Raw genomic sequence first — 18,126 nt, forward strand, 5'->3', positions numbered from 1 at the left:
TCTGTCCCATTAATTTTGCTAGGCTTTCACAACTCCGCACACCTCGTTCCCAGGCTCAGCCTGGGAACGAGATAAAAACGTTTCACTCCTCAAAACTTTTGCGACAGAGCACTAGTAGTCCACCACATAAGTTTTAATGGGTAAAACGATGTTCAAGCTCATCCTCTTTTTCTCTTCCTCTGCGCCCTCTGCGCCTCTGCGGTTTTTCAATCAACCCTCAAAATTAATGTGGTGAACCACTAGTAGTAGGATATACAATAATAGCCTACAGGTTCTTTTTTATTTGATACACTTAACAATACCGTAAAATCCACTAGCTTCTACTTGTATGTTGTTTGCATGAAAACCTGCTGTTGATACAATATATCGCAATTCTTCAGGTGAAAAAAACCGAAACACGATACTAGGATATGGTTTGAGAAAAGTGGTTGCTAACAGTTTCCCTCCAGGACGTAACGCTTGGTAAATATTGCGAATTCCTTCAGTCGCATCATTCCAACAATGCATGGCAGCCCCAGCATAGATAGCATCTATAGAATTTGGTGCTAGAGGTAGTGCTTCTACATCAGCGCGGGCGATCGCAATTTCTGACGGTGATATGCCTTCTAATTGCATTTGTTGTTGCAACTCGCTCAGCATTGTTTCAGAGTAATCTAGAGCTAAGATTTGTTCGCACTTTCCCCACTTTGCCAAACGACGTGCCATAATGCCCGTACCACAGCTGACGTCTGCTACAATTCCAGGATTTTGACCGAAGAATTCCGTACACAGTCTAAATTCAGCATCTATACCGCCGGAGTTCCGCAGTCCCACTGCCCAAAGTGGGGGTAAAATTCTTTCATATAAAAAAGAAACAATTGGAGAACGAAACAACTCTGTACGTAAAGGTTTTGTCTCCGTAATGGAGTTGTCTTGTTGTCTTTGTAAAGCTTTATAAGTCAAATCCATAACAGAGGGAGTTTTTGCTAATTCTTCCTGGAAAGAATTATGGCACCTGTTACATGGCTGTGGAACTGCGGTTAAAGTTTTGCGGCATAAAGGACAAGCAATGATTTCCTGTAGTGTGGACATAAGGTTTTTTCTGCTTTAGGATTTATTATCTACATTTAAAATTTTCATACAAGTAGTACTCGTTTTGTTTATTAAGGTATTGGAAAACGCAAGCAAATATGGAAAACTATCAATTAAAACCAGAAAATTGGTCGCAAGAAAGTTATATTAAAGCTTACAAATTTGCAGCACAAGCGCATCAAGGTCAGGAGATGCCCGGTTCAAACATACCTTACATTATGCACTTAAGCTTTGTAAGTATGGAAGTCATTGCAGCTTTAAATGTAGAAAAAGAATCTAACGGAGATCTTGCAATTCAATGTGCGCTTTTGCATGACACCATCGAAGATACCGATATAACTTTTGAGCAAATCAATATCGAATTTGGTGAAGCCGTAGCTAAAGGTGTACTTGCCTTAACTAAAAATAATACCATCGCAAAATATCTTCAGATGGAAGATAGTTTAACAAGGATAAAGCAAGAACCGAAAGAAATATGGATGGTAAAGTTAGCAGATAGAATCAGCAACTTACAAGCACCTCCACATTATTGGACTTCAGATAAAATTGTGCGATATCGAGAAGAAGGTATTCTAATTTATGACGCTTTAAAGGATGCAAGCCCGTTTTTAGCGTCGCGATTGGCTTGTAAAATTGAAGATTATAAAGTATTTATCAATTGATACTTTAGATAAAATCCAAGACAAGACTCATTTTAGAATCAGAATGGTAGGATGTTAATTTGAATTTCTACTATTTTTTTGCACCTATAATTATATGTTGGACGGATCTAATTACGAAGCATTCAAAGAGTTCGAGCGTGATGGATTTAATCGGGTGGCGTTTGAATACGATCGCTCTACTGCTCAAGTGACTTCTCAAGTCAATGAAGTCATACTAGACGCTGTCGGAATAGGATACGGTTGGCGATTGCTGGATGTTGCTTGCGGGACTGGACGGTTGAGTGCTGCAGCAGTGAGGCGACAGGCAATAGTGACTGGATTAGATTATGCAGAAAATATGGTTACCATTGCTCGAAAGCGATGTCCTGAAGCCGAATTTCATACAGGAGATGCTGAGAACCTCCCTTTTGAGTCAGACCAATTTGATGCGGTTATCTGCAGCTTGGGGCTTCTCCATTTTCCCAATCCCGAGCAAGCAATTGCTGAAGCTTTTCGGGTGCTTAGATCCGGAGGGTACTATGCCTTCACTTGTTGGACACCACCAGCACGGAATCCATTCATGAGTTTAATCTTGGGGTCAATTCAGGCAAAAGGTACTATGAAGTTAAACCTCCCTCCAGGACCACCCTTGTTCCGCTTTGGTGAAGAAGCTGAATGCGAAAGGGTTTTGAGCGCAAAAGGATTTACTTCAGTTTCTATCGCTGAATTACCTGTAGTGTGGTTTTTTTCTACGCCAGAGGATGTAATGCCAAATACGATCGCAACTTCAGCAAGACTGGGACCAATGCTTGCAATGCAAAGCGAGGAGCAACGACACAATATTGAGAGCGCTATTATTGCTGGTGCTCGTTCCTACGCCACAGATGGTGGGATTGAAATTCCCGCTTCTGTAGTGCTGTCTGTCGCTTGCAAACCATGACACGATTGAACTGATGGCAGTATAACAGTGAAAGTTGCCCCCTTGCCCTCACCGTCACTCTCAGCCCGCACTGTCCCACCGTGAAGCTCGACTAAGTGACGGGCGATCGCCAGACCCAGCCCCAAGCCCCCAAACTGCCTTGTGGTTGAACCGTCGGCTTGGCGGAAGCGTTCAAAGACGTGTGGCAGGAATTCTGCCTTGATACCTACACCTGTGTCGCGCACTATAATCTCGACAAATGAGTTAGCCTGAGAGAGACTCACCTCCACCCGTCCACCTTGAGGCGTGAATTTAATTGCGTTCGCAAGGAGATTCCATACTACCTGCAGGAGGCGATTTTGGTCTCCCACGACAGGTTCTACGGTAGCAAGTTGTAGCTGCAAATCTATGTTTTTCACTTCAGCAGCATGGCGCACCGAATCGAGCGCACTGACAATCACGGTAGCTAAGTTCAGTAACTCTGGTTCGAGGCGGAGTTTCCCGACGACGATTCGCGATGTGTCAAGGAGGTCGTTCACCAGTTGTGCTTGAGCTTTTGCATTGCGCTCGATGGTAGCGATCGCTTGCTGTGTCTTTTCTTGGTTGAGCTTTCCGGTACCCAGCAACTGGGACCAGCCGGAAATAGCATTGAGAGGAGTTCTAAGTTCGTGGGAGACGGTAATTAAGAACTCATCTTTGAGGCGGCTAGCGGTTTCCGCCTCAGCCCGTGCTGCTTCGGCTTGTGCTAAATTTTCGTCCCGCTCCCGCTCCCGTTGCGACAAAAGGTCAGCTGAAAATTCTAGGGCTTCGCCTAACAAAGCGACTTCCTGAATGGGTGAGGGACTGATACGAGGATATTCACCTTTGGCTAGAGCTTCTGCAGCACGAGCAGCCTCAGCGATACCCTGAGAAATCCATCGCGAGAGGATGAGCGTTCCCACGCCACTGACTAGGAGCAAAGCCAAGCCCGATCCAACGACGAACCACATTGCACGGCGAGCCGGACTTTCAATGACTTCAATAGGAACGACGACGGCGGTCGTCCAGCCAGAGAAATTGGCTCGTTTGAAGGCAACGTACACTGGCGTTCCCTCTAAGGTAGTTTCGCGGAAAACTCCCTCTGTTGTTGCTGCGATTCGCTTCAGAAAAGAAGGGGTACCCGGATGTCCCACAAAGCGTTCGGGATTGCGAGTTCGGGCTACAACAACACCGTAACCGTCAACGACAGTACGCGTCCACTCGCCATCAACAGTGGTTTGGGTCTTGACCAGACGAGTGAGCGCTTCTGAGGTGATGAGGGCGGTCAGCACATACCGTAGCTTACCACTGCGTATAACTGGAACGCGGACGGGGAAAGCCCATTTTTGCTTGAGACGTGCAAAGGCGAGGTAACCTACTGTTGGCTGGAGTGTTTTGACAACGCGTCGCACACTTTCAGGCTCATTTGCCAAGGGCAGTGGGGTACCGAAGGGACGAAAAGTATTGAAGACCTGACGTTTATCTGGTGTTAGGAGGATCGCGCCCAACCAAGTCGGTTGCGTTTGCACTGTGCGCTGCGCCTCTTGATAAAAAGCTTTTAATTCACCTCGGTCGAGTCGATCGGAAGTTGCCAGTACTTGGAGTACCCTGGTTGTACTTGAAACCTCACGTTCTATATCTTGAGTGAGGTTGCGTGCTGCTAGAACCAAGCGGCGCTCTGATGCTGCACGCTCTTTCAGCGAGAGTCTGTGTACGACAGCAACGGCAAAAAGAACAACTGGGAGTAATGCCCCTGCTACGAGCAACACAAGATGCCACTTAAGAGCCAGCCTGTGACCGCCCCAAGGCTTAAAGTTGTCATTTATACTTCTTTTTTGCCACCCGATTCCTAAATTTAAGGGAAATTCGGTTTTTTTCGATCTTGTCACGCTCTTTTGCTGAAAGCACACCAAGTTATCTGTGTACTATAATCATTTGGATTATAACCCGGTTTTCTGTCTCATAAGAAAAATGCATTGCCATGAACAACTGTAGATTCTTTTAAGTATAAATACTGAAATATTGTGTATTGTTTCTGTTGCTAGTAAACTGCAAACTGACAATGACTGTTTAGCCGAGTTTCACCGGAAAGCGCAAATCACCCACAGGTATGCAAGCAAAAGAAGATTTTCTGAGTATTTATGACTTGCCGTACTAAATTAACAAATGTAACTGAGAACCTTGTTGAGTTTTACTGACCTCAATTCGAGCTTGGAAAGCTTCTTTCAGGTGGGGCATATGAGTTACAGTTAAGATGCAAGCGAAATCAGAAGCGATCGCATTAATTGCTGCAATCAGGCGATCGCATCCTTCGGAATCCTGCGTACCAAAACCTTCATCCACAATCAGCAATTGCAACGACGCTCCAGCCCGTTGCGCCAGTAATTTTGCCAAAGCTAAACGGATAGCAAAATTAATTCTAAAAGCTTCTCCACCAGAATAAGTTTCATAAGCTCGCGTTCCTTGTGCATCTGCAATCAAAATATCCAAAGTATCGATCAGCTTGACATTTTTCTTTGTGGATTTTCCACTGCGTCCAGCTTTCTGTGTCACAAATTGAACGTGCAACTGGTTAGCACTCAACCGCGAGAGCAATTGATTTGTCTCAGCTTCTAATTGAGGCAAAACATTCTCAATCATCAATGCTTGGATACCATTTTTACCAAAGGCTTGCGCCAATTCCTGATAAATCCGATATTGCTGTTTTGTTTCTTGCAATTGCTGCTGCTGTTGCTCGTACTGAAGTTGTAGCGCTTCAAGTTGGTGGGCTAGCTGCTGTAACCGTCCTAAATGCGAGAGTTGTTCGTCAAGCTGACGCCTGCGAGAAGCTAATTGCTGCTCTAACTCTTGTATTTGAGTTGTTGGATTTGCTGTTTCTTGCAATTGGCGAACAAGACTGTCTATTTCAGAATGAAGTTTTTGCCGCTCGGCCAATCTCCCTTGTAAAGCTACCTCGATCTCTTGGAGTCTTGCACGAAGCTGCGGGTACTGCTGTTGTGCTGCTTGGAGATGTTGATACTGTAATTGCCAAGATTGCATTTTGCGTACTGCCAAGCGAACCTGGTTGTGCCGCTCTGTATCATAGCCAATTTCAGCAATGTACTTTTCAAGACCAGCAATTTGTTTGGCACACTCAGATTCAGTTGCTTCTTGCTGAACTCTAGTTTGCAACCCTTGAATTTGCCCCTGAATTTCCGGTTTTCGTAACTGTATTTGAGCTTGACGCTTGGCAGCATCTTTCATTTGACTGAGCCTAATTTCTGCCCACCGCCATCGTTCCACCTCATTACGTGCAAGGGCATGATCCTGTTCGCTGTAGTTGAGCTGTTGTAAGTACTGCTCCAATTGCTGCAATTCGGCTTGTAGATCGTGAGCGTAATCACCTACTTCTAACGCTTGCTCGAGTTGCTGCTTCTCAACAACTATTTGTTGTAGCTGTTCTTCGATATCACTTGTTGCCTGCAATTGTGCTGCTAATTGCCCTCTTTGTTCGCGTAAAGTATCGTAAGGAGATAATTGTTGTGATATATCCCGGTATTCCTGTCTGAGAACCTGAATTTCTCTATCCGATACAGCCATTCGTTCCCGAACTATCCACAATTCATCCTCAGCATCTTTGTACTCAATTTTAGTTTTATCGACTACACGATTCCAATGATGTTCATCCAAAGGACGCTCGCACAAAGGACATAAAGCATTGGGTGTTTGGAGCATTTGCAGTTTTTGCTGTAATTCTCCCAAAAGTCTTTCATAATCTCGTTGGTGAGCTTGCAAGCGCTCTATCAGGTGGCGTCTCTCCTGTCCTTTCTCCTGAACTCTTTGCAAATAAACCCGCTTTTTTTCTAGCTCCTCAATATGGATTGCGACTTCCATCACGGCTTGTTGCAGTTGCGGTTGTCGCTGTGAAGCCCGTTGCAATTGGTTTTCTGTGGAGCCTAGTTGTTCGAGCCGAGCCACTAACCCAGCGTGCGCTCGATCTATTTGGGTTTGCAAGGAAGCTCGCTTTTGCAGCAGAGGAGACACCTGTAGCTGCAGTCGATCGAGCTGCTCGAGACGGTTGCGTGCAGCAGCCAGTTGTGCCAAAGCGACCTCTACTTCTTCTGATTTCCCAAGAATTTGTTGCAAATCCTGCTCTTGTTGCTGCAAAGCGGCGAGTTGCGCCTCGCTGTGTTGCAGCTGGCGTTCGAGTTCGTGAATTTGTTTTGTCAGTTGCTGCTGGTTTTTTTGACGTGCTTGTTGGGCGCGAGTATACTCTTCAAATCTTGCACCCATCACTTCTTCTTGAGATTGTAGATTTTGATACTCCTCATACCCGGCTTTAATCTCAGCTTCTTGGCTTAATAACTTTTCTAAAACAGATAACTGAGCGCTAATAGCTGCGCGGTCTTGTTGAAGGCGATCGCAATCCTGGGTTAGATTTTGGTATTGTTGCCTGACAAAGTTAAGCTGTTGTTCTTTGTTTTGCCTCTGGTGTTGCACAACCTGCAAACTTTGCAATTGAATCGTATCAAATGCTTGGACTTGTTGGAGCTGGTTAATGTCAGCTTCCAATTCAGCTTGTTTTTGGACGATCGCCTCACGAGAAAGCAGTTGATTTTTTAGAGACTCCAAGCAACGTTCTAATTCCTCAGCCCGTGCTTTAAACTGACGCGATAGGTCTTTTGCCCGTTCTTCTAATTCATCATATTGATTGAGTTTTAATAACTCTGCCAGTATCTCTTTACGTTCGTTAGGTCGCTTGAGCATAAATTCATCAGCACGACCCTGGCGGAGATAAGCTGAGTTAATAAATGTATCGTAATCTAGCTTAATGTGTTCTAAAATGATATCCTGTGTTGCCCGTACACCTTTACCCGTCAACGGGCGAAAGCCATTTGGTGTTTCTATTTGAAATTCCAAACCACTATTTCCACCGCGCTGTCGGGTACGAATCACGCGATAATTTTGTTGGTTGGTTTCAAAAATAAAATCAACTCTAACGTCTTTAGACCCTGTGTGGATAACGTCATCTTCAGATACAGCTCTGCTTTCACCCCATATCGCCCAGGTGATAGCTTCGAGGAGGGAAGATTTTCCCGCACCATTAGAACCACAAACACACGCTGTATGTAAACCGCGAAAATCTAGAATGGCATCGCGGTAACTGAGAAAGTTTTTAAGTGTAAGTTGTCTTGGGATCATTGAGGCTTCAGCGCGACACCTTATTTTAAAGAAGCAAGCAGTACAGATGCTCTCTCTGTTAGTTTAACTAGGTTATTATCATGTTTCTAGTCTCTAATAAAGCAAATTTACGAATGTTAACAATATTATGAGTTCATTTTTTCCCTCGGGCAAAAGCTTTTTGCAATTTTCAACGAAGGCTACCTTCGCTCGCTCAGAAGTGAAAACTTAAAAGAAGGTAGACCGGGTTTACATAACTCCAGACTTATAATTTGAGGATATAAAAATATTTTTGCGACGTTGCATACAGGCAAAAGCTTTTTTGTAGTTGCTAAAAAAGAATCTGCGGAGGCAAATCTGTTTCCTTTAATAACGAAGTAAAATTTGTCAAGAGTGTTAGCTATGTTTTTTGGGACAGAAGTGATGGAAAGTTTACATTTTAACTCAGAAAATTCAAATTTTCTCCAGGAAAATTAGAGATTTCGGTAAAAATCACCCCAGACATGACAAGCTGTTTTTCCAGATTCATAGTTCTTCTCTCGGTGTCACAGGCGTAATTTCACCATTAGGTAATAGCATAGCAATCGGTAGAATCAAACTAGTACAGTTCGGCGTAAATAAAGCAACCATTAGTGACAGAGAAAAATCTTACAGTTAAAGCTTTTGCGCCTTCTGCCACGCCACTTGCTGTAGCCTGTGAAACCCGTCCACCGCAGTGGCTCCTCTGCCATCGTACTTCTGCCTTCGTGTACTAGGCGTTCCGATCGACCAAACTTGGTTATTTTCATCATAGACTGTATTCTTTGACACTCCCACGACTTCACGTCATGGGATTCTTGTTTCAGCAAATCAACTTGCGTTTCAGGTACACTTCATTCTTCTCAGACAGATGTCGTTCAAAATTTTAGGAACAGTTTCAAACAATTTACGTCATTTACGCCTTTCGTTACTGTTCGTTGGTACAATTTAACGTTACAAAAAGAATAACGTGGAACAATTGCATATTCTTCCCATGTCATAGTGAACTCACCCTCGGAATACTCCTAGAGATAGGTTGGAAAAAGGTCAGAAACAATCTCAGTAACAGCACGTCATAAAAACTAACAAGAAACGACAGGACCCCTGCTTTATGACTCGTTTTATTAATTGGAAATCTGGAGCCGCCGCATTGATGGCGATGACTATTACAACAGGTGCTATTGTACCTATATTGCCTTTGGCTCCTGCTAATGCACAGGTATTACCCAGACAACAATCCCGATACGTTTCTATTCCTGCGGGAGTTGTCATTCCTACTACCTATGACAAAGAGAAAATTTTGGTCACCCCTGAAGAGAAAGCAGCAATCACTCTCAAGGTAGCAAGAAATATTGTCGATCGCTCTGGTAATGTCTTAATTCCAGAAGGAACGGAAATTGTCGGACAAATGCAACCAGCCAGCAGAAGCTCTCGAAAAGGTAGCCGATTTGAAGCACAAGAATTGGTTTTCCGTAACGGCGAGCGCCAATCTGTAAATGCAACTTCTCAAGTCATTACGAGAACGGAAAAAATCAAGAAAGGAGCTGATTCAGGCAAAATTCTTCAAGATGCTGCTATTGGTGCAGGTGCAGCCAGCGTCATTTCACTGCTAACAGGTAACCGTCGAATTGAAGCGTTAGAACCTATTATTGGTGCAGGTGCAGGTGCAGCCGCCAGCGTTTTGTTGCGGAAGAAGGAAGTCGAAGTTGTGGTTGTTGAACCCCAAGAAGGAGATTTAGATTTGACACTGCGTTCTAACTTGCAGTTATCTCGCAGCGATCGATACAATAACTACTAGACTTAACTCTGTTTAAGTCCGTGAATTTCATCATGAGAAATGCGATCGCACCTACGGTAGAGTTTGCGATCGCTTGACTTTTTTATAACCGTTGGTAAAAATTTCCGTATTCTTACTCGAACAAAGTAACTTTGGCTTCATTTATACTGAAATTGCAATCATCAAAGAAAGAGATTCTCAAACAACTAGGGTAGGCATTACTAGAGATAAAGTGAGACAAAAGTAGGTCATTGAAAGACAATTATTCTCATACAGAGTCTGAGAATCAAGAAGGTTATCTTAAGTGCGTGCATTTCCTAAAAGCCCAAAAATAATTGTAGTAGTTCTACGTATTTTTTGATTTTTTTGCAACTATTTTGTCAGGATAGCGTCTAAATAATTCATAATTGCCTTATCAATGGCTAATTACGAACTGAAAAGCTCGGAATTATCGGATTAATAGTTATCAGTAAATCTAAGAATTAAGGGTGGAAAATTATTAATACTTCTACCAAAGTAACTAATATTAAGTCATAGCTGATAACTAAAAATTGGAACTTTTGAAGTCAAAAATTGTCAAATTAACTAACAGAAACACAAAAAAGGTTGGGGAGCAAAAATAAAATGTTTGGTCATACTCGTTGGCAAGCTGGATGTGCTGCATTCATGACATTAGGTATTACAGCAGGCACAATCGCACCTTTAATTACACCTACAGCCTCTTTGGCTCAAACAAGCTTTTCAGACGTTTCATATAACTACTGGGCATCACAGTTCATTCAAGAACTAGCACAGCGCGGCGTTATTGCTGGATTTCCTGATGGGACTTTCCGTCCAGATCAAGCAGTCACGCGTGCTCAATTTGCAGCCATGATCCGTAAAGCTTTCCAAAAATCAGCAGAACGGCAAGCTGTTCGATTCTATGATGTGCCTAGCAATTACTGGGCATACATGGCAATTAATGAAGCCTATACAACAGGTTTCTTATCTGGTTATCCCGGCAATCGTTTTGAGCCCAATCAAAACATTCCCCGCCAGCAGGTATTAGTTTCACTGGCTAACGGTCTGGACTATGTTGCTAACAACAGTACTGAAAGCACTTTGCAGTACTACAACGACGCTTACGATATTTCTAGCTATGCTCGGACTCCCGTTGCAGCAGCAACTGAGAAGCGCTTGGTAGTTAACTATCCCAACGTCAAGTCTTTACAACCACAAGCAGTAGCAACACGAGCACAGGTAGCAGCTTTCATCTATCAAGCGTTAGTTAGCACCGGTCAAGTTTCAGCTATTAACTCACCCTATATCGTAGCGGCTGGTAATACAACTCCACCCAAACCGGTAGCCGTGACCATTCCTGAGGGAACTGTTATTCCCGTGAAATACGACAAGGCTGAAAAAATTCTGGTTACCAAGGACGAAACAGCACCTTTAACCCTCACTGTTGGGCAAAACGTAGTTACCGACAGGGGAACTTTGGTCATTCCTGCTGGTAGCCAAGTCGTAGGTAAACTCAAACCAGCGAAAAACGGTTCTCAATTCGTTGCGGAGAAACTCGTTCTTACCAACGGTCAGGAATATCAATTGAGCGCCACTTCTGAAGTGATTACCAAGACTGAAACTATTAAGAAAGGGACTAGCACAAAAGCAATTGTGAAGAATGCAGCCCTCGGTGCGGGTGCTGCAGCAGCAGTATCAGCCGTAACTGGCGATCGCGCTATTGCGACAGAAGAAGTTCTCGGTGGTGCGGCTATTGGTGGATTGCTCGGGCTGTTCTTTGGTAAGAAGAGCGTTGACTTAGTTGTTATTGACCCAGATACCGACCTGCAAATGACTGTAGAAAGAAATTTGCAGATTTCATTAAGATAGGTTAATTGCTAATAGCTAATGGCTAATAGCTAATGGTCAATTTTCTATTAGCCATTAGCCATTAGCAACCAAACAATAACAGTGGTTCCACGTGCATTTAGGGATGTAATATCGGTGTTTAATGCAGGGCTGAAAACTTGAATTTCGCCCTGCATTTGTTCTATGAGTTGTTTGGCAATTGATAGTCCCAATCCTGTTCCGGGAATTTGAGTCTGGGCTTGTACTCCTCGATAATGCCTTTCCCCAAGATGCTCCAAATCTTGAGGTGGAATACCGGGTCCCGTATCACTAATGGCAATTCCTTGAAATGATGGTTTTTCTTGCCCTGCTTGAACTAAAATCTTACCTCCAGCTGGAGTGTACTTTAAGGCGTTATCAATAATATTGCTTAATACTTCTTCTAGTGATTTGCGGTTGACACGTACTAGAGGTAAATGAGGAGGAATTTCTACTACTAATTGTAAATTTCTTTCTTGAGCGATGGCACTGGCGGATACTAATAAGGGTTCTAATATATCCATTATTGAGCAATCTGTTTCTTTCTCCCCCGTACCGGGTAGCAACAGTGAAGTTTTTGGCTCTTTTTGTACGTTGGCTTCAACATAAACTTCTTTTGAGGGTAATGCCACTGACCCCAAATCTTCTGCTGTTAAATCGATCACTTCATCAAATTTTTGCAACAATTCTTTAAGGCGATCGCTCTCTCGCACTATGCTATTTGCTACTTCTTGGTTGATATCCCCCGGACGCAGTCGTTTGAGAAGCAGCTTGCCAAAGGTTCGCAATGCAGTTAATGGATTGCGTAACTGGTGGAGTAAATTATCGAGTAAATCTTGCTGCTTTTCTTGCAGAATTTGCTGTTGGTGTAACTGCTGTTCCAACCATGCTCTCTGTCTATCTATAACACAAGCTAAAGAGAGTGTTTGAGCGATGCGCTCAATTTCGCCCCTTTCCTGCTCGTTCCATTGCCGATCTTCCCTAACTGTTACGAGCAGCCCTAACATCATATCCTGGCCGATCAGAGGCAAGACAATGCGATCGCCGTCTATGAAGTATTCGTCTGCGGAATGAGACTCTGACGCCTCAGTTGTTGAGGTTTCTCGTGTGGTCGCAGGAAATTCTTCTGCTGCTTTCAATAGCTTCTGATTCTTTTTGGTTTCTCCCAATCTCCGGGCTTTACCTGTAGAAGAATGGGGAATTCTTTTCATGACAGTCAAAGCTGAACTATATGAAACCTCATCGGGGTTTGAAATAGACATGGGCAACACTAAAGCATTATCTTGCTGCCGTTCCACTGCTGTCTCTGGGTAAAACACCACAGGTATTAGCTTCGCCTCTTGTGTCGTTGAAGCCTCTACCAATTCTTGTGTTAAATAAACGACACTCAATGATGCTTCCAGTGCTTGGGCTAACAGTGCCATCTGCTCTCGGCATAGAGCAACAAACTCAGAACTGGTAGACATTGACATTACTTTGGTTGGGGGTTAGGGATTGGGAGTGGAGGTTACAGTTATGGTAAGAAAAGGAACTGGAAAAAACTTTTCTTTAACAAAGCTTAACTCAATTTGACCTGTCTTGGCTCGTTCCAACGGAGTACACTCGATCGCTGTGTATATTTTCTGTTGCTAGCGAAATTATCTTTCTTGTATCAAAAGGTTAACAACTCTTGAAATTTTGAACTAGAACTTTTATAATTACGACGGATTTTGTAGCTATCACTACAATAATCTATAGCTTTCAAGAGGAGGAAAGAAGGTTGGCAAGGAGACGAAAAAGGAAGAGCCGTCGTCGTCAAGAAGGGCGACGAATTTTAGAACACGTGCCCCAATATAGCATCGAAAGCGGCGAAGAGAAACCTGTGACAGCAGCAAGAAGATTTATTCAAGCTGAGGGAATCTTGCCACCTGCGTTGCTACTCGTAAAGCGAAACGAACACACCACAGATCGTTACTTCTGGGCTGAGAAAGGTCTGTTTGGTGCTCAGTATGTTGAAGAAAATCATTTCTTATTTCCCAGCCTGAGAACGTTAGAACCTTCTCCAGGTCAAGAACCAGTAGCTGTTGCCAGTCGCTGAACCATCAATGGCTATCATAGGATCTGAGTTGGACTCATGACAACAATTAACTGGCAAAAATGCTGTGTATATTCAGAATTTTCATGTTTTTTTAAGAATATGGCTCATTTGCCAGTGAGGAGCAAGCCTAATTTGGACAATCAACTTCAATCAAACTATTTGCTTGGTTAATGAGTTGATTCTGCGTGCAAGAGCGGATAAGAGAGGAAAATGAACGTTTTTGGATGTGAGCAGACCATAGATTGTGCTCTTTACGAGCGATGTAACTTCTCCCAACAGTATGCAGGGAGAACATTTTACACAAGGAACGTTCTATCTCCTCTCTTAAGTTCTTTTTTTTATGGGGTTGTTACAAGTCCGTCTCTTATTCTTTATAGAGATAGTCTTTGGTGTACGGCTATGACTCGCAATTTTTTAAACTCAATGCCCGTTGAAGCTCAATGAGTTCATCTCGATGAGCAACAACAGTAATTTTACTTGGGAAGCGTTCGTTGCCCTTGGTTTCTTCCAATTTCAACGAAACCTTCTCAAGTTTTTTGGCTTTTTTCCAGTAAAAAGTACCGCTTAAAGGTGAAAGCAGTACCATTCCTACAAAAACTTGATTGAGATTGGGGAATAGAAAAGATAAGACTAGCGATAGGCAAAGAATACCTGTAGCAGCTAAAAGCGTTAAAAATACAGCTAAAAACCAGCTAGGTCTAACATAACCTTCAAAGGTTACTTGGTTGTGTTCTGGGTCTACCGCTGCCACTCGGTAAGACCGAGACTGAAAGTAATCCTTTAATAAAGGCATTAAAGTGTTTTCGTCGTCTGCTGAAACCAGGTGTGCTGTTTCCATACGGTCTTTGGTCGAAGCTCGAATAAAGAAAAACAGCCCGACAGATAATAGTAAGGTCAACAGTAACGTGGATGGCAAAATGGCAGTATCCATAAATCGGTAAGTGTTACTTTTAAGTTGGAGGGGACTTATTCATTATCAAGTAACTGAGCGCAAGTCACATAACAACAGTATAAATTGTGATTAGTAATACCATAAACTACTAACCACCAACCACTAACTAGTTGAATTGTGATTAGTAATACCATAAACTACTAACCACTAACGACTAACTACTAACTAGTTGATTCGTTCTCTCATCAATGTATTGGTGCCACAAACGAGCTAAACTCGCAGCTTGCGATTGCCATTCTGGGGAAACTTGGTACATTCTCCTTGGACGTCCGCGTCCTTCAAGTTTTTTCCAATATCCAGTGATTGCCTTCTGGTCTTCGAGAAACTTAATTGCACTATAAAGTACAGTATCAGAGAGTCTGTATGTTGGATATTCGGTTTCCAGGCGTTGGATCAACTCTGTTCCGTAGGATTCTCCTTGTAGTAAAACGTACAAGATATAGCAAATAGCTAATTCTTGACAGAGATACGTTGGCGGAGGATTTTCAAAGAATTTATATATATCCTCAAGTTTCATGGTTAGTAAATGGCTAAAAAATGCCTAAGGGTCAAGCTTCTAATCCCACATGGGTGTCTGAGATGCTACCCCGAAAACTTTAAGAATATTGTGGTACTTAGGCTGTAATACCAAAGAACAAAAAGTGATAAGTCGTAGGATGGATGCGCCATTTATAGAGGTATACAGGTGGATACCTCTACCCAAGCTTTTGGCGTTTTGTTGAGGAGCTATTCGACAACAGCATAACAGCTGTCCTCGATTTAGGTTGATGCAGATGGCGTAAAAACTGCTTAAGCATAAAATCCCGCCTAAGCAATTTTAAAGGGAAAATGCATTTTTGATGAACAACTTAACCAAAACTTTGTCGGACAGTAATTATCCGAGGGTAATGCTAAAGATTAGATATAGTTTTCAGTAAAGAAGGTTGACAAACATATCAATACGCTTAAGTAGATTTCCGATATCAATCTCTATATAGTTATTCTACAAAAATATCAGAGTGAGGGAGATACCCATAAAGCCAACATAAAGCAGTTTTAAGCCTAAAAGCGCGATTTTCCAGAGAAATCGCGCTTCTTGGTTAGCAAGTTTTACCCCAAACTATGTCTTCTTCGTTTTTTATTTGTCAGAAAATGAATGAAATCTTGTTCAATAACAACAAAGCCACTGCTTGAGTTCTAAAAAACAAAGCAGTTCCCTAAATTTTTGAAAACATTATTTTTTACTGTAACATAGGATAATCAGCAATTAACATTTTTCTTTTCAGAAAAAAGTAAGAAGTTGAGGGAATACCTTGCTATCCCTTCATAATGGTTTCAATATCCGGGTATAACTACTGGGGAAAGTTCATGTTAAATTGAACAAGCGCCCAGGATATTAGTAATGTTAAGTATGTCAGACATCTCTGGAATCCGGGCGATCGCCCAAGCGTTTCGCCTGACAGGTTGGATTAGCTTTTGGACTCAGTTAGTACTGGGCATTGTCTCTGGCGGGATTTTGCTAAGTGCAACTTTTGTAGGCAGGGGAACTAACAACAGTAATAATCCGGGAACTGGATTTGGTGCTTTTTTTGCGGTTGCTGGACTCATTGCCTTAGGTGTAGGCATTTATTTAGCATTTCGTCTCATTAGTACTGGTAGGAGATTGGACTCTGCCAACCCTAACAACCGTCCTCGAAAAATTGAAAGCGTTCAAGTCCTACAGTTTGCACTCGTGGTGCATCTAACAGGAATGCTGCTGACTCTTTTAGGAGCGCAAGCGATCGCCGGTACACTGATTCTCAAATCATTAACATTGCCGCAATTTGGTGTTGGAGTATACACTCAAATTGACCCCAGCCGAATTATCCAACCTCTAGATATCTTTGTCGTGCAAGCAAATACCAACACGGTAACAGCACATTTTGCAGGTCTTGTTTCTTCCATTTGGCTGCTTTACCGTCTTTCTAAACCACAGCCTTAGGGATTGGGGACAAGAGAGACCGGGAAGACCAGGAAGACAAGGGGGTGCGACTTATCTTCAATCTCCATCCCCATTGACAAATGACAAATGACAAATGACAAATAACAAATGACTATTAATAATTGAGTAGATCTGTGTTAGACATTAGGCAAATACGGGAAAATCCACAATTAGTGCAGGAACGGTTAAATACTCGTGGTGGAAACTACGATGTTCAACCGCTGATGGAGTTAGATACACAGCAGCGCGAATTAGAAGCCAAGCGAAATCAACTCCAAGCACGCAGTAACGAAATTGCTAAGCTAATTCCTGAAAAGATAAAAGCTGGTAGCGACCCTAAAGGACCGGAAATTAAAGGTCTGCGGGATGAAGGGAGTTCAATTAAAGCTGAACTTGGGAAAATAGAACCCCAAGAAAAAGAACTGCTAGCCAAAATTAAAGAATCTTTACTGGCAATACCTAACTTACCTAGCGACTCCACCCCCATCGGTGAGAATGAGGAAAACAACGTTGAAGTCCGTCGTTGGGGCGATGAATACCTTCCCAAAAACCAAAATATTCTTCCTCATTGGGAAATTGGCGAAAAGTTAGGAATTTTTAATACCGAGCGGGCTGTAAAAATAGCACAAAGCCGCTTTATCACCTTAATAGGCGCTGGTGCAGCACTGGAGAGAGCTTTAATTCAATTTATGCTCGATCGCCAGATAGCCGCAGGCTATGTAGAAATCATGCCTCCTATTTTGGTCAATAGCGATTCCATGACAGCGACAGGGCAATTGCCTAAATTTGCCGAAGAAAGCTTTAAATGTCAAGCAGATGATTTATGGCTAATTCCTACAGCAGAAGTCCCCGTCACCAATCTCTATCGTGGAGAAATTATTGATGGAGAGCAATTGCCCATATACCACTGTTCTTATACTCCCTGTTTTCGTCGAGAAGCAGGTAGCTACGGGCGGGATATGCGAGGATTAATTCGACTGCATCAATTTAATAAAGTTGAAATGGTCAAGTTCGTCCATCCGAGTTCCTCTAATGAAGAACTGGAAAAAATGGTGGAGAACGCTGAAGCTATTTTACAAGCATTGCAGTTGCCATACCGAGTTTTATCCTTATGTACTGGGGATTTAGGTTTTCACTCTGCCAAAACCTATGACTTAGAGGTTTGGCTTCCCTCTTCGGGTAAGTATCGGGAAATTTCCAGTTGTTCAAACATCTTAGATTACCAAGCACGACGGGGTGACATTCGCTTTAAAGAAAGCGGAAAAAAAGGAACTCAATTCGTTCACACCCTCAATGGTTCGGGATTGGCAGTAGGGCGGACAATGGCAGCGATTTTGGAAAACTACCAACAAGAAGATGGAACGGTACGGATACCGGAAGCGCTACAGCCTTACTTGCGACGAGAGGTGTTGTAATGGAAGACTGGCTAATTGCTAATGGCTAATGGCTAATGGCTAATGGCTGATGGCTAATGGCTAATGGCTGATGGCTGATGGCTATTTCCTTTTCGGTTTAAAATTCTACCTCTGTATGTAGGGGTGGGCAATGCCCACCTACTTCGTAGGTAATCGTAGAAGCAGTTCGATTAGCTATTAGCCATTAGCCATTAGCAATTAGCAATTAGCAATTAGCCATTAGCTATTAGCCATTAGCCGTTAGCATAAAAT

Annotated in this window: 14 protein-coding genes; 7 read left to right on the plus strand and 7 right to left on the minus strand. The window is 42.9% G+C overall.

Annotated elements, in window-relative coordinates; genetic code table 11:
• Positions 1-279: 279 nt before the first annotated feature.
• The gene (locus tag AB0756_RS25245) at positions 280-1,071 is read right to left on the minus strand and encodes a class I SAM-dependent methyltransferase (protein WP_050046670.1); all 792 of its coding nucleotides are present in this window, start codon (positions 1,069-1,071) and stop codon (positions 280-282) included.
• A 98-nt stretch (positions 1,072-1,169) separates the two neighbouring features.
• Between AB0756_RS25245 and AB0756_RS25250 the strand changes: the two genes are divergently transcribed.
• Positions 1,170-1,733, plus strand: coding sequence for an HD domain-containing protein (locus tag AB0756_RS25250; RefSeq protein WP_038082128.1), 564 nt, complete (start codon positions 1,170-1,172; stop codon positions 1,731-1,733).
• Between the two features lie 94 nt (positions 1,734-1,827).
• Positions 1,828-2,652, plus strand: coding sequence for a class I SAM-dependent methyltransferase (locus tag AB0756_RS25255; RefSeq protein ID WP_038082130.1), 825 nt, complete (start codon positions 1,828-1,830; stop codon positions 2,650-2,652).
• Here AB0756_RS25255 and AB0756_RS25260 read toward each other — a convergent pair.
• From AB0756_RS25260 to AB0756_RS25270, 3 genes are all read right to left on the minus strand, one after another.
• Entirely contained in the window at positions 2,586-4,538 is a 1,953-nt protein-coding gene (locus tag AB0756_RS25260; protein WP_050046669.1) for a sensor histidine kinase, read from the minus strand. The two genes, AB0756_RS25255 and AB0756_RS25260, sit on opposite strands and share 67 nt — an antisense overlap.
• A gap of 265 nt (positions 4,539-4,803) precedes the next feature.
• Entirely contained in the window at positions 4,804-7,830 is a 3,027-nt protein-coding gene (gene sbcC / locus AB0756_RS25265; RefSeq protein ID WP_038082131.1) for an exonuclease subunit SbcC, read from the minus strand.
• Positions 7,831-8,463: 633 nt separating this feature from the next.
• Positions 8,464-8,619 carry a hypothetical protein gene (locus AB0756_RS25270; protein ID WP_153021432.1) on the minus strand — a complete coding sequence of 52 codons (156 nt, stop codon included), beginning with the start codon at positions 8,617-8,619 and terminating at the stop codon, positions 8,464-8,466.
• A gap of 319 nt (positions 8,620-8,938) precedes the next feature.
• Between AB0756_RS25270 and AB0756_RS25275 the strand changes: the two genes are divergently transcribed.
• Together AB0756_RS25275 and AB0756_RS25280 are read left to right on the plus strand one after the other, a co-directional pair.
• Positions 8,939-9,625 carry a hypothetical protein gene (locus tag AB0756_RS25275; protein WP_038082132.1) on the plus strand — a complete coding sequence of 229 codons (687 nt, stop codon included), beginning with the start codon at positions 8,939-8,941 and terminating at the stop codon, positions 9,623-9,625.
• 603 nt (positions 9,626-10,228) lie between these two features.
• A complete protein-coding gene (locus tag AB0756_RS25280; RefSeq protein WP_038082134.1) occupies positions 10,229-11,473 on the plus strand; it encodes an S-layer homology domain-containing protein in 1,245 nt (414 codons plus the stop codon).
• A gap of 47 nt (positions 11,474-11,520) precedes the next feature.
• On the opposite strand, the gene AB0756_RS25285 is transcribed toward AB0756_RS25280, so the two are convergent.
• Complete coding sequence (locus tag AB0756_RS25285) at positions 11,521-12,942, minus strand: sensor histidine kinase (RefSeq protein ID WP_408019915.1); 1,422 nt, start codon at positions 12,940-12,942, stop codon at positions 11,521-11,523.
• A 287-nt stretch (positions 12,943-13,229) separates the two neighbouring features.
• Between AB0756_RS25285 and AB0756_RS25290 the strand changes: the two genes are divergently transcribed.
• The gene (locus tag AB0756_RS25290; RefSeq protein ID WP_026134610.1) at positions 13,230-13,547 is read left to right on the plus strand and encodes a DUF3155 domain-containing protein; all 318 of its coding nucleotides are present in this window, start codon (positions 13,230-13,232) and stop codon (positions 13,545-13,547) included.
• Between the two features lie 397 nt (positions 13,548-13,944).
• On the opposite strand, the gene AB0756_RS25295 is transcribed toward AB0756_RS25290, so the two are convergent.
• Together AB0756_RS25295 and AB0756_RS25300 are read right to left on the minus strand one after the other, a co-directional pair.
• Positions 13,945-14,478: a cofactor assembly of complex C subunit B gene (locus AB0756_RS25295; protein ID WP_038082138.1), complete on the minus strand. Its 534-nt coding sequence runs from the start codon at positions 14,476-14,478 to the stop codon at positions 13,945-13,947.
• A gap of 175 nt (positions 14,479-14,653) precedes the next feature.
• The gene (locus AB0756_RS25300; RefSeq protein WP_038082139.1) at positions 14,654-15,016 is read right to left on the minus strand and encodes a PadR family transcriptional regulator; all 363 of its coding nucleotides are present in this window, start codon (positions 15,014-15,016) and stop codon (positions 14,654-14,656) included.
• 873 nt (positions 15,017-15,889) lie between these two features.
• On the opposite strand from AB0756_RS25300, the gene AB0756_RS25305 reads away from it, so the two are divergent.
• Together AB0756_RS25305 and serS are read left to right on the plus strand one after the other, a co-directional pair.
• Positions 15,890-16,459: a DUF3611 family protein gene (locus AB0756_RS25305; protein WP_082051881.1), complete on the plus strand. Its 570-nt coding sequence runs from the start codon at positions 15,890-15,892 to the stop codon at positions 16,457-16,459.
• Positions 16,460-16,593: 134 nt separating this feature from the next.
• Positions 16,594-17,874 (plus strand): serine--tRNA ligase, encoded by a 1,281-nt coding sequence (gene serS, locus AB0756_RS25310; protein ID WP_038082142.1) that lies wholly within the window; start codon positions 16,594-16,596, stop codon positions 17,872-17,874.
• Positions 17,875-18,126: the final 252 nt, after the last annotated feature.

It is taken from the genome of Tolypothrix campylonemoides VB511288_2, from assembly GCF_045999855.1.
GTDB classification, from domain to species: domain Bacteria; phylum Cyanobacteriota; class Cyanobacteriia; order Cyanobacteriales; family Nostocaceae; genus Scytonema; species Scytonema bouteillei_A.

Bases quoted from the DNA above. Each gene is read 5' to 3' on its own strand.
- AB0756_RS25245 (WP_050046670.1), bottom strand. From the start codon at position 1,071: ATGTCCACACTACAGGAAATCATTGCTTGTCCTTTATGCCGCAAAACT.
- AB0756_RS25250 (WP_038082128.1), top strand. From the start codon at position 1,170: ATGGAAAACTATCAATTAAAACCAGAAAATTGGTCGCAAGAAAGTTAT.
- AB0756_RS25255 (WP_038082130.1), top strand. From the start codon at position 1,828: ATGTTGGACGGATCTAATTACGAAGCATTCAAAGAGTTCGAGCGTGAT.
- sbcC (WP_038082131.1), bottom strand. From the start codon at position 7,830: ATGATCCCAAGACAACTTACACTTAAAAACTTTCTCAGTTACCGCGAT.
- AB0756_RS25275 (WP_038082132.1), top strand. From the start codon at position 8,939: ATGACTCGTTTTATTAATTGGAAATCTGGAGCCGCCGCATTGATGGCG.
- AB0756_RS25280 (WP_038082134.1), top strand. From the start codon at position 10,229: ATGTTTGGTCATACTCGTTGGCAAGCTGGATGTGCTGCATTCATGACA.
- AB0756_RS25285 (WP_408019915.1), bottom strand. From the start codon at position 12,942: ATGTCAATGTCTACCAGTTCTGAGTTTGTTGCTCTATGCCGAGAGCAG.
- AB0756_RS25295 (WP_038082138.1), bottom strand. From the start codon at position 14,478: ATGGATACTGCCATTTTGCCATCCACGTTACTGTTGACCTTACTATTA.
- AB0756_RS25300 (WP_038082139.1), bottom strand. From the start codon at position 15,016: ATGAAACTTGAGGATATATATAAATTCTTTGAAAATCCTCCGCCAACG.
- AB0756_RS25305 (WP_082051881.1), top strand. From the start codon at position 15,890: ATGTCAGACATCTCTGGAATCCGGGCGATCGCCCAAGCGTTTCGCCTG.